Origin of the sequence: Isoptericola jiangsuensis (genome assembly GCF_048320105.1) — a bacterium.
Classification (GTDB): domain Bacteria; phylum Actinomycetota; class Actinomycetes; order Actinomycetales; family Cellulomonadaceae; genus Isoptericola; species Isoptericola jiangsuensis_A.
Map to the genome: position 1 here is coordinate 2,877,656 of NZ_CP182942.1, position 17,645 is coordinate 2,895,300.

Below are 17,645 nucleotides of genomic sequence, written 5' to 3' on the forward strand. Positions count from 1 at the left end.
ACCTGACGCGGCACCGTCCGACCAGGCTGGAGGCATGACCAACCAGCCGATCCTCACCGTCCGCGGGGTCCGCCGCAGCTACGGCCAGTTCGAGGCCGTGCGCGGGGTCGACCTCGACGTCCGCCGCGGCGAGCTGCTCGCCCTGCTCGGCGTCAACGGCGCCGGGAAGACCTCGCTCGTCGAGCTCGTCGAGGGCCTCGCCCCGGCCGACGCCGGCGAGATCCGGATCTTCGGCCGCGACCCGTACGCCGAGCGGCAGCACGTGGTGCCGCACCTCGGCATCATGCTGCAGGAGGCCGGGTTCTCCGGCGACCTCACGACCGCCGAGACGATGCGCATGTGGGCGGGCACGCTCGCCGACCCGCGCGACGTCGACGACGTGCTCGCCTCCCTCGCGCTCGACGGCCGCGCCGACGTCCGCGTCGGCAGCCTCTCCGGTGGGGAGCGCCGCCGCCTCGACCTCGCGATGGCGATCCTCGGTCGTCCCGACCTGCTGATCATGGACGAGCCCACCACCGGCCTCGACCCCGAGAGCCGCCGGGCCGTCTGGGCGCTCGTGCGCGGCCTGCTCGACGACGGCGTCACCGTCCTGCTCACCACCCACTACCTGGAGGAGGCGGAGGAGCTCGCGGACCGCGTCGCGATCATGCGGGCCGGCCGCGTCGTGCGGTCCGGCACGGTCGCGGAGACCGTGTCCGCCGAACCAGCCCGGATCGAGTTCGTGCCGCACGACTCCGGCGGGGAACGGTTGACGCTCACGCCGTCGGACCTGCCGCTGCTGTCCGGGCTCGTGGGGGCCGACGTCGTCCGCGCCCGCGTGCTGCTGCAGACCACCGCGCTGCAGCACGACCTGGAGGACCTGCTGACCTGGGCGCGCGAGCGCGGCGTCGTCCTGGAGGAGCTCGAGGCGCGTGCCGCGTCGCTCGAGCAGGCGTTCCTGACCCTCGCGCAGGGCGCCGACGTCGACGAGGAGGTTGCCGCATGAGCACCACGACCCGCACCCCGACCACCGACCGCACCGCACGCCCGACCGCACCACGGCTGCGCCGTCTGGCCGCCCTGACCCGCGCCGAGGCCGTGCTGCTGCTGCGCAACCGCACCGCCCTGCTGTACGCGCTGGCCCTGCCCGTGGCGATGGTGCTGCTGTTCACCACGATGGGAGCCGTCGGCGGCGACGGGGGGCGCCTGACCGCCGTCGGCGTCCTGAACACGCTGCTGGTCGTGGCCCTCGTGTTCGTCGTCTACTACAACGTCACCACCGCCTACGTGGCACGCCGCGAGGACCGTGTCCTCCAACGGCTCCTCACCGGGTCGTCGACGCGGCTCGACGTGCTGCTCGCCCCGGCCGTGCCGCCGGCGGTCATCATCCTGGTGCAGCTCGTCCTCGGCTACGTGGCCGTCACCCTGCTGGTCGAGAACCCCGGCATGGTGAACCCGGTGCTGGTGATCCTCGCCGGGCTCGGCGGAGCCGCCGTCCTGTCGGCGCTCGCGGCCGCGACGGCAGGCATGTCCCGCACGGTGGAGTCCGTGCAGTTCACCACCCTGCCCGTCATCGTCCTGGTGCTGCCCTTCGCCGGCATCTTCCCGATGCCCCCGGACGGCACGATCGGCACCGTCGCCCGGTTCACCCCGCTGGCGCCCGTCACCGAGCTGATGCGGCTCGGTCTGGCCGGGCAGGACGTCGACGGCGCCACCCTCGGCGTGGCCGAGACGTTCGCCGCCGCCGCGCAGCCCGTGGGCGTGCTGGTCGTGTGGACGTGCCTGGCCGGGCTCGCCGCGAAGCGCTGGATGCGGTGGGCACCGCGTCGATGAGTCGTCGCGACCCGAGGACGTGGCAGGCTGGCGCGGTGAGTCCGCACCGGCCTTCCGCGTCCCTCGCCGGGGGTGCCCGTGGCGTCGAGCTGTACACCCGCGTGACCCTCTACCTGTTCGTGCCGCTGGAAGCCTTCTTCTACCTGTACGCCGTGCTCGCACTCCTGGAGAGCGGTGCGCCGCTGCCGTCGCAGGCGGCGCTCGGGACGGTGGCCGTGGTCGCCCTGGTCCACGTCGCCGTGTGCTGGTGGACCGTCCACGTCGGGTTCGACCGTCCTCTGGTCTCCGGCGGTCGGGCCGAACCAGCCCTCGTCGCGCTGGCCGTCTGCACGGCGCTCCTGGTCGGGCTCGTGCTGGTGCTGCTGCCGGGCGGGTCCGACTGGTCCGACGGGCGCTCGGTGACGATCGGCGTGTGCGGGGCCGCCACCTTCGGAGCCCTGGCGACCGGCTTCCCGTTCCGTCGCCTGGCGGTGTCGGCGCTCGCGGTGCCCGTGCTGGTCGTGGCGGCGTCCGCGCTGGAGGGCTCCGTGCCCGCGGGCACGATCTCGCTCGCGGTCTTCCTGTACGCGGCGACCCTGTTCTGGCTGGCCACGGTGCGGCTGTCGATGTGGGTGCTCGAGGTGGTGCGCGAGCTGGAGGAGGCGCGCGCCGTCGCCGGGCGACTCGCCGTCGCGGAGGAACGGCTGCGCATCGCCCGCGACATGCACGACGTCGTCGGTCGCGCGCTGTCGGCCGTGGCCGTCAAGAGCGAGCTGTCGGCGGCGCTGGCCCGACGCGGCGACCCGCGCGCCGCGGACGAGATGGACGAGGTCCGCACCCTCGCGCACGAGTCCCTGCGGGAGGTGCGGGGCGTCGTCGCCGGCTACCGGTCCGCCGACCTGGCCACCGAGCTCGCCGGTGCGCGTTCGGTGCTGCGTGCCGCCGGGATCACGGTGCGCGTCGTGGGGGAGGTGCCGGCGCTCGACCAGCCGCGCCAGGAGGCCCTGGCGTGGGTCGTGCGGGAGGCGGTGACGAACGTCGTGCGCCACTCGCGGGCCACCCGGTGCCGCCTCGACCTGGACGACGACGGCGGCGCGGTGGCGCTGCGGATCGTCAACGACGGCGCCGCGGCCGACGGCGGCCGCAGTCCCGACGGCAGCGGCCTCGCCGGCCTGCGCGAACGACTCGCCGCCGTCGGCGGCACCCTCGACGCGACGGCCGACGGTGAGGAGTTCACCGTCGTCGCGAGCGTCCCGACCACCGGAGCGACCCCATGATCCGCATCGTCCTCGCCGACGACGAGACCCTCATCCGCGACGCCGTCGCGCGGCTGCTCGACCTGGAGGACGACCTGGAGGTCGTGGCCGTGGCGGGCAGCGGGACCGAGGCGATCGCGATGCTGGGCCGGCACCGCCCCGACGTCGCCGTCCTCGACCTGCAGATGCCCGGAGCGGACGGGATCGAGGTCGCCGAGGCCGTGCGTGCCGAGGTGCCGGGCTGCGGCGTCGTCATCGTCACCGGCCACGGCCGGCCCGGGCACCTCAAGAAGGCGCTCTCGGCGGGGGTGCGGGGGTTCCTGCCGAAGTCGGTCTCCGCCGCCGTCCTGGCCGACACGATCCGCCAGGTCGCCGCCGGCGGCCGGTACGTCGACCCGGAGCTCGCGGCCGACGCGATCTCCGCCGGCGACTCGCCCCTCACCGCCCGGGAGGCCGACGTCCTGGAGCTCGCCGCGGACGGCGCCCCCGTGGAGGACGTCGCCGTGCGGGCCGCGCTCGCACCGGGGACCGTGCGGAACTACCTGTCGTCCGCGGTGGCGAAGCTCGGCGTGACGAACCGCCACGAGGCCGCCCGGGCGGCGCGGGCAAAGGGCTGGATCTCCTGATCCGGTCAGCGGCGGCCGCTCAGCACCTCTCGCAGCACCCTGCCCTCGCTGCCGGACGGCGGTTCGATCCCGAGCAGCGCCGCCATCGTCGGGGCGAGGTCGACGTGCCGCGGACCTCGTGGCGAGCGTCCGTCGCGCACGCCGGAGCCGGCGATGACCAGGGGCACCTGCAGCTCGGTGGTCGCGCCGTGCCGTCCGACGGCGGTCGCCGGGTCCGTGCCGAACGACCAGCCCGGCTTCGGCTCGACGATCAGGTCGCCGTGGTGCGGGCTCATGTGCATCAGACGCTGCGCCGTCTCGCCGTAGACGGCGCGCACCTGCGGCAGCGTGGCGAGCGCCCGACGGATCCGGAGCTCGGCCCTGCGGTCACCCGCCGCGTCGCCGAGCAGAGTGAGGTCGGCGACCCCGCCGACCACGATCGCGACGTCGGTGCTCGGGGCGGGCGCATGCCCTGCCGTGAGGATCTCCGCCTCGTAGCCGACGTCGGAGATCGCCGCCAGCGCCTCGTCCGCGAACCCGCGGTCGAACGTGGTCATGCCGTGGTCGCCGGTGACGATGAAAGCCGTGCGCCCGTAGATCCCGGCGTCCTTCGTGGCCTGGACCAGTCGGCCGATCTGTGCGTCGACCTCGGTCAGGGCGGCGGCGAGCGCAGGGTCCTCGGCGCCGCCACGGTGGCCGATGGCGTCCAGGGTGTCGCAGTAGACGGTGAGCAGCTGGGGCACCACTTCGGTGGTCACCATCGCCCCGCCGGAGCTGACGGGTTCTCCGGCGATGACCGCGACGGCGTCGTCGACGCGCCGTGAGCAGTCACCACCCGGCTGGGTGTACAGGCCCTGCGGGTCGCCGTAGGTGACACCGTAGTCCTGCAGGATGAACCACTGGGCGGAGAACACGGTCCCGCCCTGCTCGCGGACGGCCTGGGCGATGGTCGGCACGGCGAGATCACGCTGCTGGCCCCGGGCGGTCCCGGATGTCGGGTCGAACCAGTACGCGGTGTTGTGGTGGGTCGAGGGCCAGGCGCCGGTCGCCACCGACGACCACGAGGGGTTCGTGATCGACGGCATGACGCCGGTCGACGTGGTGAGCGAGCCGTTCTCGACGAGCGCGTCCAGGTGCGGCGTCGGAGCACGGCCGACGTAGTCGGCGTCGAAGCCGTCGAGCGCGACGAGGACAACGTGATCGGCCGGTGGGTGGTCGTCCGCCTGGACGACGGTCGCCGAGGTGGCGGTCAGTGCGAGGGCGGAAAGGACGGCGGTGGCGGCCGTGATCGGCCGTAGGGTGCGGCGACTCATGAGCCGGAACCTAGGCGGGCGTCACGATGGATGCCGTCGGACGCACCACGGTTCGACGGACGGCCATCGAGTCGTCGTCGTCCCGATCGTCGACGGACACCCGGGCGTCATGCACCGCCGGCGCCGTGCCCTCGTGCCGGTGATCTGGTCGGCAGCTCGTGATCTTTTCGGCAGGAGCGACTGCCGAACAGATCACGAACTGCCGACCAGATCGTGACGGGCAGCGCAGGCGGGCAGCGCAGGCGGTGTCGGCTGCGGGCCGTACGCTGAGCACGTGTACGAAGGCGCGGTCCAGGACCTGATCGACGAGCTCGGCCGGCTTCCCGGCGTCGGGCCCAAGAGCGCGCAACGCATCGCGTTCCACCTGCTCGCCACCGACGCCGCCGACGTGCGGCGCCTGGTCGACGCGCTCACCGAGGTCAAGGCCCGCGTGCAGTTCTGCGAGACGTGCGGCAACGTCGCCGAGTCCGCGACCTGCCGCGTCTGCGCCGACCCGCGCCGCGCCGACGACGTCATCTGCGTCGTCGAGGAGCCCAAGGACGTCGTCGTGGTGGAGCGCACCCGGGAGTACCGCGGGCGGTACCACGTGCTCGGCGGCGCCATCAACCCGCTGGAGAACGTCGGCCCCGACGACCTGCGGATCAGCCAGCTCATGACCCGCCTGGCCGACGGCGTCGTCACCGAGGTCATCCTCGCCACCGACCCCAACGTCGAGGGCGAGGCCACCGCCACCTACCTGTCGCGGCTCATCGCCCCCCTGGGCGTCACGGTCTCTCGCCTGGCGTCGGGGCTGCCCGTCGGGGGAGACTTGGAGTACGCGGACGAGGTCACCCTCGGACGCGCGTTCGAGGGCAGAAGGGTCGTCGCGGGCTGAACCCGGCGCGCAGGCCCCCCGACAGGATCAGGTGAGCACCGTGCCAGAGATCGCCGCAGACTCCGAGCTCCGCGACGTCGCGGTCCAGATGTCCACCGAGGCGCGCACCTTCCTGTCGACGACCAGCCAGGTCGCCTCCGGCGGGTTCCCCGGCGCCGAGCTCCCGCTGCTCCTCCTCGCCACCTCCGACCTGCTGGCCACCGGGGCACGCCTCGCCGCGATCGTCGACGTCGTCCCCGTCGAACGCTTCGAGCCCGACGCCGGACGCGAGACCGACGTCGACCCGTTGCGCACCGCCCTGGCGCAGATGTTCGACGGGTTCGACGACTACGTCGAGGTGTCCGACCCCGTGCTCAGTGCCGACGTCTCCGCCGCGTCGGTCTCCGGGGACCTGGCCTGCGTCGCCGCCGAGATCGCCAAGGGCCTGCAGCACTACGACGACGGTCACGAGCTCGAGGCCCTGTGGTGGTGGCAGTTCTCCTACCTGTCGTGCTGGGGGAGCGGGCGTCGTCCGCGCTGCGCGTCATCCAGGGCGTGCTGGCCCACCTGCGGCTCGACGTCGACGACGACATCGCCGCCGAGGCGGAGTACGACGCCCTGCACGCCTGAGCCCGGCGCCGCGGCGACCGGCTCCGCCTAGGATCGGCGGGTGCTCGATCTCGACCTCACCACGGTCCTCCTCCTCGTCCTCGCCGGCCTCGCCGCCGGGTGGGTCGACGCCGTGGTGGGAGGTGGCGGGCTCATCCAGCTCCCCGCGCTGCTGCTCGTGCCCGGCATCTCGCCCATCCAAGCGCTGGCCACCAACAAGCTCGGCTCGATCATGGGCACGTCGGTCAGTGCGCTCACCTACTACCGGCGCGTCGGACCGGACCTGACCACGGCGGGCCCGATGGCGCTCGCGGCGCTGGTCGGTGCGTACGGCGGGGCGGCGCTGGCCAGCCAGATCCCGGCGGAGCTCTTCACGCCGATCATCCTGGTGGTGCTCATCGGTGTCGCGGTGTTCACGATCCTCAAGCCCGGTCTCGGCGCCCACGACGACCTGCGCTGGGAGGGCAACCGGCACCGGTGGACGGCGGCGGGGATCGGTGCCGTCATCGGCGCCTACGACGGACTGCTCGGCCCCGGTACGGGGACGTTCCTGGTGATCTCGTTGGTGAGCATCCTGGGCTACGCGTTCCTGCCGGCCTCCGCCCTGGCGAAGATCGTCAACTTCGCGACCAACCTGGGCGCGCTGGCGTTCTTCGTCCCGCACGGTGCGGTGCTGTGGGGGCTCGGTCTGGCGATGGGGCTGGCGAACCTCGTCGGCGGGTACGTGGGGGCGCGGATGGCGGTCGCGAAGGGCAGCGGGTTCGTGCGGATCGTGTTCGTCGTCGTGGTCGGGGCGCTCATCTGCAAGCTGGGGTACGACGTCCTTGACGACCTGCTCTGAGCGCCGCCGCTGCACGGTGCAACTGACGCCGAGGTGGCCTGCCGCTACCATGTTGGGCGCAAGCATCAGCCCCGGCGGACCGTTGAGAGAGACGGAGGCCGGCGACAGGAAGCAGCACACATGGCACTCATCGTGCAGAAATACGGAGGGTCGTCCGTCTCGGACGCCCAGTCCATCAAGCGGGTGGCCAAGCGCATCGCGGAGGCCAAGCGCGCGGGCAACGACGTGGTCGTGGTGGTGAGCGCCATGGGCGACACCACGGACGAGCTGGTCGACCTCGCCGCCCAGATCAGTCCGGTTCCTCCCCAGCGGGAGATGGACATCCTGCTCACCGCGGGCGAGCGGATCTCGATGTCGCTCCTCGCGATGGCGATCACCACCCTCGGTGTGAAGGCCAAGTCCTTCACCGGCCAGCAGGCGGGCGTCTTCACCGACGCCGTGCACGGCAAGGCCCGCATCGTCGACGTCGTCCCGTTCCGCATCCGCGAGACCCTCGCCAAGGGGCAGGTCGCGATCGTGGCGGGGTTCCAGGGCGTCAGCTCGGGCAACGACGTCACCACGCTCGGGCGCGGCGGTTCCGACACGACGGCGGTCGCCCTGGCCGCCGGGCTCGGCGCCGACGTCTGCGAGATCTACACCGACGTGGACGGCGTCTTCACCGCCGACCCGCGCATCGTCCCCACCGCCCGCAAGATCGACCGCACCACCTACGAGGAGATGCTCGAGCTGGCGGCCTCCGGCGCCAAGGTGCTGGCCCTGCGCAGCGTGGAGTACGCGCGGCGCTACGACGTCCCCGTCCACGTGCGCAGCTCGTTCTCCGGTGCCAAGGGCACCATGGTGACGGGCACCCACGGTGACCAGATCGACCCGAACGCGTCGCACGACGAGCAGGAGGAAGCAGTCATGGAAGACCCCATCATCTCCGGCGTCGCGCACGATCGCAGCGAGGCCAAGATCACCGTCGTCGGCGTGCCCGACGTGCCGGGCCAGGCGGCACGCATCTTCGAGGTCGTGGCCGGGTCCGGCGCGAACATCGACATGATCGTGCAGAACGTCTCCGCCGCGTCCACCGGCCTGACGGACATCTCGTTCACCCTGCCGCAGGGTGACGCCCGCTCGACGATGGCGGCGCTCAACGCCGTCAAGGACGAGCTGAAGTTCGACGAGCTCCAGGTCGACGACCAGATCGGCAAGCTCTCCCTCGTCGGTGCCGGCATGAAGTCCCACCCGGGTGTCTCGGCCCGCCTGTTCGGCGCGCTGCGCGACGCCGGGGTGAACATCGAGATGATCTCCACCTCGGAGATCCGCATCTCGGTCGTGACCCGTGCCGACTCGCTGGACGAGGCGGTGCGTGCCGTGCACACGGCCTTCCAGCTGGACTCCGCCGACGGCGAGGCCGTCGTCTACGCCGGAACGGGTCGGTGAGCCCCCGATGGCACTGATCAACGAGTCCGGCGTGGACGTCGCCGTCGTGGGTGCGACCGGCCAGGTGGGCGGCGTCATGCAGCGCCTGCTGGCCGAGCGGTCCTTCCCCGTGCGCGACCTGCGCTTCTTCGCGTCGTCCCGTTCGGCCGGCTCGACGCTGTCCTACGAGGGCGTCGACATCGTCGTGGAGGACGTGGCGGCGACCGCCACGGACGACCTCGCCGACATCGACATCGCGATCTTCTCCGCCGGTGGCGGCACGTCGCGCGAGCACGCTCCCCGGTTCGCCGAGGCGGGTGCCGTCGTCATCGACAACTCCTCCGCGTGGCGTCTCGACCCGGAGGTCCCCCTGGTGGTCTCCGAGGTGAACCCCGAGGCGATCGCCGAGGCCGGCAAGGGCATCGTCGCGAACCCGAACTGCACCACGATGGCGGCGATGCCGGTGCTCAAGCCGCTGGCCGACGAGGCCGGGCTGGAGCGGCTGCGCGTGGCCACCTACCAGGCGGTGTCGGGGTCCGGGCTGGGGGGCGTGCGCGAGCTCGCCGACCAGGCGCGGGCCGCGGTCGCCGGCGACCTGGAGGGCCTCGCCCACTCGGGTTCCGCCGTCGACTTCCCCACGCCGGAGAAGTACGTGGCGCCGATCGCGTTCGACGTGATCGCGCTGGCGGGGAACCTGGTGGACGACGGGTCGGGCGAGACGGACGAGGAGCAGAAGCTCCGTCACGAGTCGCGCAAGATCCTCGGTCTGCCGGACCTGGCGGTCGCCGGCACGTGCGTGCGGGTGCCGGTGTTCTCGGGTCACTCGCTCGCGATCCACGCGGAGTTCGCCGCGCCGATCACCCCGGAGCGGGCCCGCGTGCTGCTGGCGGGCGCTCCCGGCGTCGAGCTGGCGGACGTCCCGACGCCGCTCGCGGCGGCCGGCGCCGACCCGTCGTTCGTGGGGCGCATCCGCACCGATCAGTCCGTGCCGGACGGTCGTGGGCTGGTGCTCTTCGTGGCGAACGACAACCTGCGCAAGGGCGCCGCGCTCAACGCGGTGCAGATCGCCGAGCTGGTCGCTGCCGACCTGGCCGAGCTGGCGACGATCGATCTCGCGGAGGCGGCGGCGGGTGCCGACGTCTGACGCGAGGTAGCACGTCCATCGCGAGGTAGCACCTCTCTCGCGAGGTGGCAGGGCCCCATGACGGTTCGTCCGTCGTGGGGCCCTGTGTCGTCCCGGCCGGCGGATCGCCCGGAAGGAGTTGACGCCGTCGTGGATCCGTGGTTCATTAGTTGAGTAATGAACCCCAGCACTAGAGAACCATCGTGAGGAGGCCCGCGTGTTCGACGGACCCGAGCCGATCTACGTCCAGATCGCACAGATGATCCGGGCGCAGGTGCTCGCCGGTGAGCTCGCGGAGGAGGAGCAGGTCATGTCCACGACCCAGTTCGCCACGACGTTCCGCATCAACCCCGCCACGGCGGCCAAGGCCTTCAGCGGCCTCGTCGAGGAGGGCGTGCTCTACAAGCGTCGCGGCCTCGGCATGTTCGTCGCCCCCGGCGCACGGCAGCGCCTGCTCGACCAGCACCGCTCCGCCTACTTCGACGAGGTCCTCGCCCCGGCGCTCGCCCAGGCCGCCGTCCTCGGCATCAGCACCGAGGAGATCGTCGCCCACGTCCGCGGCACCCACCCCACCCCGACGGAGGAGTCATGACCCCCGCACCCTTCGGCGCACGGCTGGACGACGTCGTCGTCCGGTTCGGCAAGCAGCGTCGTATGACGAAGGAGGGGAGCCTCGTGGCGGACGACGCCACGACCGCGCTCGACGGCGCGAGCCTGCACCTCCGGCCCGGGGTGATCACCGGGATCCTGGGGCGCAACGGGGCCGGGAAGTCCACGATGCTCTCCCTGCTCGCCGCGTTCACCCGACCGACCGAGGGCACCGTGCGCCTCGGTCCGGACGGTGCCGCCGTGGAGGACTGGGAGGACCCCTGGGAGAACCCGTGGGTCACCTCCAACGTCCAGCTCGTGCGCGAGAGCGGCGACCTGCAGGACGACGAGAAGGTCTCCGAGACCCTCAAGTACTACGCCGACCTGCGCCCCGCCTGGGACGCCGACCTCGCCGGCCGCCTGCTGGAGATGTTCGAGGTCAGCACCCGCAAGAAGCCTGCCGCGCTGTCCCGCGGCAAGCGGTCCGCCGTCGGAGCCACCATCGGCCTCGCCTCCCGCGCCCCGCTGACGATCTTCGACGAGGTCTACCTCGGCATGGACGCCCCCACCCGGTACGCGTTCTACGACGAGATCCTCGCCGACTACGCGGAGCACCCGCGCACCATCCTGCTGTCCAGCCACCTCGTCGAGGAGGTCGAGCGCCTCTTCGAGGACGTCGTCGTCGTCGACCGCGGCACGGTGCTCCTGGCCGAGACGGCCGAGGAGATGCAGGCGCGCGGGTTCAGCCTCACCGGGCCGACGACGGCGGTCGAGCGGATCGCGGGCGCACGGCGCGTCCTGCACCGCCAGCAGCTCGGCTCCACCGTCCAGGTCACGCTCGAAGGAACACCCGACGACGACGACGTGACCGGCGCTCGCGCAGCCGGCGTCGAGATCGGCTCCCTGCCGCTGCAGGACCTGTTCGTCCGCCTCACCGACCCGCGGCGCGACCGCGGCACCGACCCTGCGAGGGCTGCACGATGAGCGTCGCCACCACGCGCACCGAGCGCGACACCTTCACCGCCCGGGCGCACGCCCGCGCCGTGCGGCGGGTCGTCAGGTCCGTCGCGGGCTCCTCGATGATCGTCGGGGCCGCGTTCTGGGTGATCTTCACGCTCGTCGCCGTGGCGGTACCCCTCATCGTCGACCGCGCCGGCAACGACATGCGCAACGGCGTGCTCGTGGGCGCCGAGTACAGCGCCCGCTGGTTCGCGTTCACCCTGGCGATCATCATGGTGGCGACGATCACGACGAACCACGTCGCCGCCGGCGGGACGCGCCGGGCCCTGTTCGCCGGGTCCGTCGTCTCCTCGGTCGTCGTCGCGGTCCTGTACGGCGCGGCGAACGTCGCCGCGCTGCTCATCGAGCGCGCCGTGTTCGGCGCACTGGGCTGGACCTGGCACGCCCCGATCGACGTCGTCGACCCGGGCGTCGGCTGGTTCGTGCACAACGGACTGTCCGAGGCGGTCGTGACCGTCGGGTACGTGCTGGTCGGTGTCGCCGTCGCGACGGCCTACCAGACGCACGGGGCGATGCGCGGCACCGTCCTGCTGGTCCCGTCCCTCGCGATCCTCTTCGTGCTCGAGCTCGCCACCGGGACCGGCTCGGGCGACGACGTCCTCGGCCGGCTGCGTCCCGACACCGGGTCGACGGGCGACCTCCTCTGGCTGGCCGGCTCCGTCGTCGCCGTGCTCCTGGCGGCCCTCTGGGCCCGCTACCACCTGTCCCGGCTCCGACTCCGCCCGACGAGGTGACCGCCATGACCTCCACCCCGGTGCAGGCACCACCCGCCGGCGCCGTCCGCGACCTCGTCGCCGCCCGTGCCCCGCGCCGCAGGTTCGTGCGACAGCTGCTCGTCTCCGGCGCCTGGTTCTGGGGCGTGTGGGCCGTGTTCGTCGCCGGTGTCCCCGCCGCGATCGACCGGTGGGGCGGTGACATGGTCGGGCTCACCTACGAGCTCGCCGGAGCACCCGCACGCTGGGTGGCGCTCGCCGTCGGTGCGGTCGTGACCGATGGCGTCCTGCGCCTGCACCTCGCCGCCGGTGGCACGCGCCGGTCCCTCGTGACCGGCGCGACGACGGGCGCCGCCCTCGTCGGCCCGTTGTTCGGGGTCATGGCGGTGCTGCTCACCCTCGGTGAGGAACGCGTCTTCGACGGGCTGGACCGCCCCTGGCCGGGCGGCGCCACCCCGCTGCCCCTCGAGTCCGTCACGAACGTGGTGGTCACCGTCGCGGGCGAGAGCCTCGTCGTCGTCACGTACACGCTCGTCGGCGTCGCCGCCGTCGCCGCCGTCGCCCTCGCCCGCACCCGGCTGCTGATGTTCGGCGCGGTCCTCTTCCCCGCGCTGCTGATCCCGTGCGTGCTCGCCGACCTGGCCACCCGCACGGGCATCTTCGCCACCGCGCTCCGCGGCGGGTACCACGACGTCGTGCTCGGCATCGTCGGCACCCTCGGCGGGGGACTGCTCGCCGCGGCCCTCGCCGTCCTCCTCGCCCGCCGTCTGCTCCACCACGTCCAGCTCCGTCCGTGAACCACCGCACCCACCCAGAAGGAGGCACATCATGACCGCACCCGTCGTGGAGGTGAGCAACCTCCGCAAGACCTACGGCAGCAAGGTCGCCGTGGCCGACGTGTCGTTCTCCGTCCAGCCCGGGGAGATCTTCGGGATCCTCGGCCCGAACGGCGCCGGCAAGACCACCACCGTCGAGACGCTCGCCGGGCTCCGGGTCGCCGACGGCGGCACCGTGCGCGTCGCCGGGATCGACACCCAGAAGCACCCGCAGGCCGTCCGCGACATCCTGGGCGTCCAGCTCCAGGAGGCGATGCTGCACGACAAGATCACCGTCGGTGAGGCGGTGCGGCTCTTCGCCGGGTTCTACGCCGACCCCGCCGACCCGGACGAGCTGCTCGCCATGCTCGACCTCACCGAGCACGCCGGACGTCAGTTCGCCAAGCTGTCCGGCGGGCAGAAGCAGCGGCTGTCCATCGCTCTCGCCCTCGTGGGCAACCCGCGCATCGCCATCCTCGACGAGCTCACCACCGGCCTCGACCCGCAGGCCCGGCGCAGCACGTGGGACCTCGTGGAGCGCGTCCGCGACACCGGTGTGACGATCCTGCTCGTCACCCACTTCATGGAGGAGGCGGAGCGTCTCTGCGACCGGCTCGTCGTGATCGACGGGGGCGCCGTGGTCGCGGCAGGGACCCCGCGAGGACTCATCGAGGGCCTCGACGACGACCGCACCGTCGTCGTGCGGTTCGGGGCCGACGACGTGGAGCGCGCCCGGGGCGTGCTCGAACGGCTCGCCGACGCCGACGCCGACGTGCAGCGGGTCGGGACCGTCGACGGGTCGTCCGACGAGATCGCCGTCACCGGGACGCGGCGCGTGCTGTTCGCCGTCGTCCCCGCGCTGGCGGAGGCCGACCTCGTGCCCGACGACGTCCGCACCGTCACCCGGTCCCTCGAGGACGTGTTCCTCGCCGTCACCGGCCGCAGCTACGACGCCGGCACCGAACCCGGCACCGACGCCGCCGGCACCACCCCGAGCACCGAGCCCGCCCTCGCCCGAGAAGGAGCCCGACCATGACCACCACGACCGTTCCCGTACGCAAGGCCGGCAACGGCTGGCGCGGCTTCGGGCGCCTGCTGCGCATCGAGACCGTCGTCTGGATGCGCGACGTCTCCTCGGTGTTCTTCGGGGTGGTCTTCCCGTCGGTGCTGATGATCGGCGTCGGCTACGCGATCCCCGGGATGCGCGAGCCGATGACCGAGGGCATCCCGCCGGACTCCGCCTGGTACGCTGTCACCCCGATCGCGGCCTACCTGCCCACCGTGCTCGCCATGGCGATCGGCACCCTCGCCGTCCTGTCGCTGCCGGTCACGTTCGCGACCTTCCGCGACAAGGGGGTGCTGCGGCGGCTGTCCACCACGCCGCTGCGCCCGCAGGGGATCATCGTCGCCCACCTGGGCATCAACATCGGCACGACCCTGGTCGGCGCCGCCCTCGCCCTCGTGGTGGCGCAGCTGGCGTTCGGCATCGTGGCTCCCACGCAGCCGGGCGTCGTCGTCGGGGCGTTCGTGCTGGGGATCCTGTCGATGTTCTCCCTGGGGATGTTCATCTCGGCGCTGGTCAGCAAGCCGTCGACGGCGAACGCGGTCGGGTCGCTGGTCTACTTCCCTCTGCTGTTCCTGGCGGGGCTGTGGACGCCGGGTCCGATCATGCCGGACCTGTTGCGCGACATCGGCGTGTACACCCCGATGGGGGCGGCGGCCCAGGCCATGGACACCGGCTGGTTCGGCGACGGGGTCCCGGTGCTGCCGTTCGTCGTCATGGCCGTGTGGACGGCGGTGCTCCTGCCGCTGGCGGTCCGGCTGTTCCGCTGGTCCTGAGGGTCCTGGCGCGCGTGGGCATCCACGCGTGCCGGGACTCGGCACGCACCGCGGCGTGCTGAGTCCTACTCTCGGGGGCATGAAGCCGTTCCTGCTGCTGGCGACGCGTGCCGAGGACGTCGCCGCGGACGCCGAGCTCGCGGCGCTCTGCCGGTTCGGCGGGCTCCGGCCGGACCAGGTGCACCGGGTCCGGCTGGAGTCGAGGCCGATGCCGGCCGTCGACCTCGACGACTACTCGGGGATCCTCGTCGGCGGCGGGCCCTTCAACTCCTCGGACCCCGACGACGAGAAGTCGGCCACCCAGCGGCGCGTCGAGCAGGAGATGTCCCACCTGCTGGACGAGGTGGTCGACCGCGACTTCCCGTTCCTCGGCGCCTGCTACGGCGTCGGGACGCTCGGCGTCCACGGCGGGGGAGTGATCGACCGGGCGTTCGGCGAGGGCGTCGGCCTCGCGACGATCCAGCTCACCCGGGAAGGGGCGCAGGACCCGCTGCTCGCCGGGCTGCCGCCGGCCTTCACCGCGTTCGTCGGCCACAAGGAGGCGGTGCGGGTGCTGCCGCCCGGCGCGGTACGGCTCGCGTTCTCGCCCCGCTCCCCGGTGCAGATGTTCCGGCTGCGGCAGAACCTGTACGCCACGCAGTTCCACCCCGAGCTCGACCTGGAGGGCCTGACCCAGCGCGTACGGGTGTACCGGGAGTACGGGTACTTCGCCCCCGAGGACGCCGACGCCGTGATCGGGCGGGCGTCGACCCGCCCGGTGACCCACCCGATGCGGATCCTGCGCAACTTCGTCGAGCGCTACCGGCGCTGATCCGTCGCCGCACGACGGCGGTCGGTAGGGTCACCGCATGCCGATCCCCGACTTCGTCGCCTCCCTGCGCTCCCGCATCGGCACGGACCTGCTCTGGCTCCCGGGCGTGAGCGCCGTCGTGCGGGACGACGACGGACGCCTCCTGCTGGGCCGTCGCGCCGACACCGGGCAGTGGGCCCTGCCGAGCGGGATCCTCGACCCCGGCGAGGAGCCGGCCGTCGGGATCGTGCGCGAGGTCGCCGAGGAGACGGCCGTCGTCATCGAGGTGACCGCCGTCGTCGGCGTGTTCGCCACCCCGGTGATCACCTACCCCAACGGGGACCGGTCCGCCTACCTCGACACCCTGTTCCTGGGCCGGCCGGTCTCCCCGGCCGCGGCCGCGGGCGTGCGCGTCGCGGACGACGAGTCCCTCGAGGTCGGCTGGTTCGCGCCCGACGACGTCCCGGACGACCTCGCGCAGTCCTCGCGCGAACGGCTCGACCTGGAGCGGGAGTTCCTCGCCTCCCCGGACCGTGCGGCCCTGTTCGCCCGGACCTGACGCGCCGTCGTCGACGGGTGCGCGCCGTGGATCGCGCGCCGTCGCTCGCGCGGACGACGTCGTGGCGGACGACGTCGTGACCGGGCGGCCGCACCGGGTGATGCCGGGCCGAGGCGGCTGGTGGCCCGGATCGTGGACACGCCTGGACGGTGTGCGCGCCGCCGCGTACTCTCGGCGTCGTGAACATCCGTTGGTATTGGCGCTTTACGCCGGCTCCGCTGGGAGCTCGGCGGGCTCGCGCCTGACCGACACCTTCCACCGGAGCCAGCACAGGGCCTGCGACGCGTACGCGTCCGGGCCCTTCGTCGTCGGACGGGCTCCCGGTCGGGATGGGAACGCGTGCGGCGACGTGCCGGAACCGGCCGCCCCGACCACGCACCGCACGACGACCCAGGAGCACCGCCATGAACAGCACCACCGCCGCGCGCGCCGCCGGATCCGCACGAGATACTGACCTGATGGCCGAAACCTCTGACCTGCGCGTCCGCGCCCTCGACCCGCTGCCCGCCCCGCGCGCCCTGCGGACCGAGCTGCCGCTGGGCACCACCCGCAGCGACCTCGTCACCACCTCGCGCCGGGAGGTCCGTGAGGTGCTGCGCGGCGAGGACGACCGCCTCGTCGTCATCGTCGGGCCCTGCTCCGTGCACGACCCGGCCGCCGCGCTCGACTACGCGGGCCGGCTGGCGCCGCTGGCGCGCGAGCTCGCCGACGACCTCGTCGTCGTCATGCGGGTCTACTTCGAGAAGCCGCGCACCACCGTCGGGTGGAAGGGCCTCATCAACGACCCGCACCTGGACGGCTCCCACGACGTCCAGCACGGCCTGCGCCTGGCCCGCGAGGTCCTGCTCGGGGTGCTCGACGCCGGTGTGCCGGCCGCGTGCGAGTTCCTCGAGCCGACGTCGCCGCAGTACATCGCCGACGCCGTGACCTGGGGTGCGATCGGTGCGCGCAACGCCGAGTCGCAGGTGCACCGCCAGCTCGCGTCGGGGCTGTCGATGCCGGTCGGGTTCAAGAACGCCACGGACGGCGACGTGCAGATCGCCGTCGACGGCTGCATCACGGCCGCGAGCGAGCACACCTTCTTCGGGGCGGACTCCGAGGGCCGCGCGGCCGCCGTCGAGACGGCCGGCAACCCGGACTGCCACGTGATCCTGCGCGGTGGGCGCGGCGGGCCGAACTACAGCACCGACGACGTCGCGGGCACGCTCGCCGTGGCCCGCACCTCGGGCCTCGGCGGCAGCGTCGAGGCGGGCGTGGTCGTCGACGCCTCGCACGGCAACTCCGGCAAGGACCACGTGCGCCAGGCCGAGGTGGTGCGGGAGATCGCGGCGCGTCTGGCCGACGGCGAGCGCGGCATCTCGGGTCTCATGCTGGAGAGCTTCATCGAGGCCGGCGCGCAGAAGCCGGGTCCGCTGGACGGGCTCGTGTACGGGCAGTCCGTGACGGACAAGTGCATGGACTGGGGCACGACGGCGGAGCTGCTGGAGGTCCTGGCCGCCGCCGTCCGCACGCGCCGCGAGTCCTGA

The 17,645-nt window shown here is 72.9% G+C and carries 19 protein-coding genes; 18 read left to right on the top strand and 1 reads right to left on the bottom strand.

From position 1 onward, the window contains the following. Positions 1 to 34 precede the first annotated feature (34 nt). From ACNHYB_RS13195 to ACNHYB_RS13210, 4 genes are read left to right on the top strand one after another with little or no spacing between them, the layout of a single operon-like run. Entirely contained in the window at positions 35 to 985 is a 951-nt protein-coding gene (locus ACNHYB_RS13195) for an ABC transporter ATP-binding protein (RefSeq protein WP_418275798.1), read from the top strand. Then, a complete protein-coding gene (locus tag ACNHYB_RS13200; RefSeq protein ID WP_418275799.1) occupies positions 982 to 1,812 on the top strand; it encodes an ABC transporter permease in 831 nt (276 codons plus the stop codon). The genes ACNHYB_RS13195 and ACNHYB_RS13200 overlap by 4 nt, the downstream gene beginning before the upstream one ends. A 35-nt stretch (positions 1,813 to 1,847) precedes the next feature. Next, positions 1,848 to 3,068: a sensor histidine kinase gene (locus tag ACNHYB_RS13205; protein WP_418275800.1), complete on the top strand. Its 1,221-nt coding sequence runs from the start codon at positions 1,848 to 1,850 to the stop codon at positions 3,066 to 3,068. Continuing rightward, positions 3,065 to 3,673, top strand: a complete 609-nt coding sequence (locus tag ACNHYB_RS13210; protein ID WP_418275801.1) for a response regulator transcription factor — start codon at positions 3,065 to 3,067, stop codon at positions 3,671 to 3,673. The genes ACNHYB_RS13205 and ACNHYB_RS13210 overlap by 4 nt, the downstream gene beginning before the upstream one ends. A 5-nt stretch (positions 3,674 to 3,678) precedes the next feature. On the opposite strand, the gene ACNHYB_RS13215 is transcribed toward ACNHYB_RS13210, so the two are convergent. Further along, positions 3,679 to 4,965, bottom strand: a complete 1,287-nt coding sequence (locus ACNHYB_RS13215) for an alkaline phosphatase family protein (protein ID WP_418275802.1) — start codon at positions 4,963 to 4,965, stop codon at positions 3,679 to 3,681. A gap of 274 nt (positions 4,966 to 5,239) precedes the next feature. Here ACNHYB_RS13215 and recR point away from each other — a divergent pair, with 274 nt between their 5' ends. The 14 genes from recR (at position 5,240) to ACNHYB_RS13285 (ending at position 17,645) form a co-directional block, all read left to right on the top strand. Then, a complete protein-coding gene (gene recR, locus ACNHYB_RS13220) occupies positions 5,240 to 5,839 on the top strand; it encodes a recombination mediator RecR (protein ID WP_418275803.1) in 600 nt (199 codons plus the stop codon). Positions 5,840 to 5,870: 31 nt separating this feature from the next. Then, complete coding sequence (locus ACNHYB_RS13225) at positions 5,871 to 6,479, top strand: DUF5063 domain-containing protein (RefSeq protein WP_418275804.1); 609 nt, start codon at positions 5,871 to 5,873, stop codon at positions 6,477 to 6,479. Between the two features lie 9 nt (positions 6,480 to 6,488). Beyond that, positions 6,489 to 7,268 (top strand): TSUP family transporter, encoded by a 780-nt coding sequence (locus tag ACNHYB_RS13230; RefSeq protein WP_418275805.1) that lies wholly within the window; start codon positions 6,489 to 6,491, stop codon positions 7,266 to 7,268. Between the two features lie 120 nt (positions 7,269 to 7,388). Beyond that, entirely contained in the window at positions 7,389 to 8,693 is a 1,305-nt protein-coding gene (locus ACNHYB_RS13235; RefSeq protein ID WP_418275806.1) for an aspartate kinase, read from the top strand. A 7-nt stretch (positions 8,694 to 8,700) separates the two neighbouring features. After that, on the top strand, positions 8,701 to 9,816 hold the full coding sequence (locus tag ACNHYB_RS13240) for an aspartate-semialdehyde dehydrogenase (RefSeq protein ID WP_418275807.1): 1,116 nt from the start codon (positions 8,701 to 8,703) through the stop codon (positions 9,814 to 9,816). A 196-nt stretch (positions 9,817 to 10,012) separates the two neighbouring features. Further along, positions 10,013 to 10,387, top strand: coding sequence for a GntR family transcriptional regulator (locus ACNHYB_RS13245; RefSeq protein ID WP_418275808.1), 375 nt, complete (start codon positions 10,013 to 10,015; stop codon positions 10,385 to 10,387). Then, complete coding sequence (locus ACNHYB_RS13250; RefSeq protein ID WP_418275809.1) at positions 10,384 to 11,367, top strand: ATP-binding cassette domain-containing protein; 984 nt, start codon at positions 10,384 to 10,386, stop codon at positions 11,365 to 11,367. The genes ACNHYB_RS13245 and ACNHYB_RS13250 overlap by 4 nt, the downstream gene beginning before the upstream one ends. Beyond that, positions 11,364 to 12,137, top strand: coding sequence for a hypothetical protein (locus tag ACNHYB_RS13255; protein ID WP_418275810.1), 774 nt, complete (start codon positions 11,364 to 11,366; stop codon positions 12,135 to 12,137). The genes ACNHYB_RS13250 and ACNHYB_RS13255 overlap by 4 nt, the downstream gene beginning before the upstream one ends. A 5-nt stretch (positions 12,138 to 12,142) precedes the next feature. Next, positions 12,143 to 12,913 carry a hypothetical protein gene (locus ACNHYB_RS13260; protein WP_418275811.1) on the top strand — a complete coding sequence of 257 codons (771 nt, stop codon included), beginning with the start codon at positions 12,143 to 12,145 and terminating at the stop codon, positions 12,911 to 12,913. 31 nt (positions 12,914 to 12,944) lie between these two features. After that, a complete protein-coding gene (locus ACNHYB_RS13265) occupies positions 12,945 to 13,967 on the top strand; it encodes an ABC transporter ATP-binding protein (protein ID WP_418275812.1) in 1,023 nt (340 codons plus the stop codon). Beyond that, positions 13,964 to 14,770 (top strand): ABC transporter permease, encoded by an 807-nt coding sequence (locus ACNHYB_RS13270; protein WP_418275813.1) that lies wholly within the window; start codon positions 13,964 to 13,966, stop codon positions 14,768 to 14,770. Before ACNHYB_RS13265 ends, ACNHYB_RS13270 begins: the two co-directional genes overlap by 4 nt. A 79-nt stretch (positions 14,771 to 14,849) precedes the next feature. Next, entirely contained in the window at positions 14,850 to 15,581 is a 732-nt protein-coding gene (locus ACNHYB_RS13275) for a glutamine amidotransferase (RefSeq protein WP_418275814.1), read from the top strand. Between the two features lie 37 nt (positions 15,582 to 15,618). Beyond that, the gene (locus ACNHYB_RS13280; protein ID WP_418275815.1) at positions 15,619 to 16,119 is read left to right on the top strand and encodes an NUDIX hydrolase; all 501 of its coding nucleotides are present in this window, start codon (positions 15,619 to 15,621) and stop codon (positions 16,117 to 16,119) included. A 404-nt stretch (positions 16,120 to 16,523) separates the two neighbouring features. Then, positions 16,524 to 17,645 (top strand): 3-deoxy-7-phosphoheptulonate synthase, encoded by a 1,122-nt coding sequence (locus ACNHYB_RS13285; RefSeq protein ID WP_418275816.1) that lies wholly within the window; start codon positions 16,524 to 16,526, stop codon positions 17,643 to 17,645.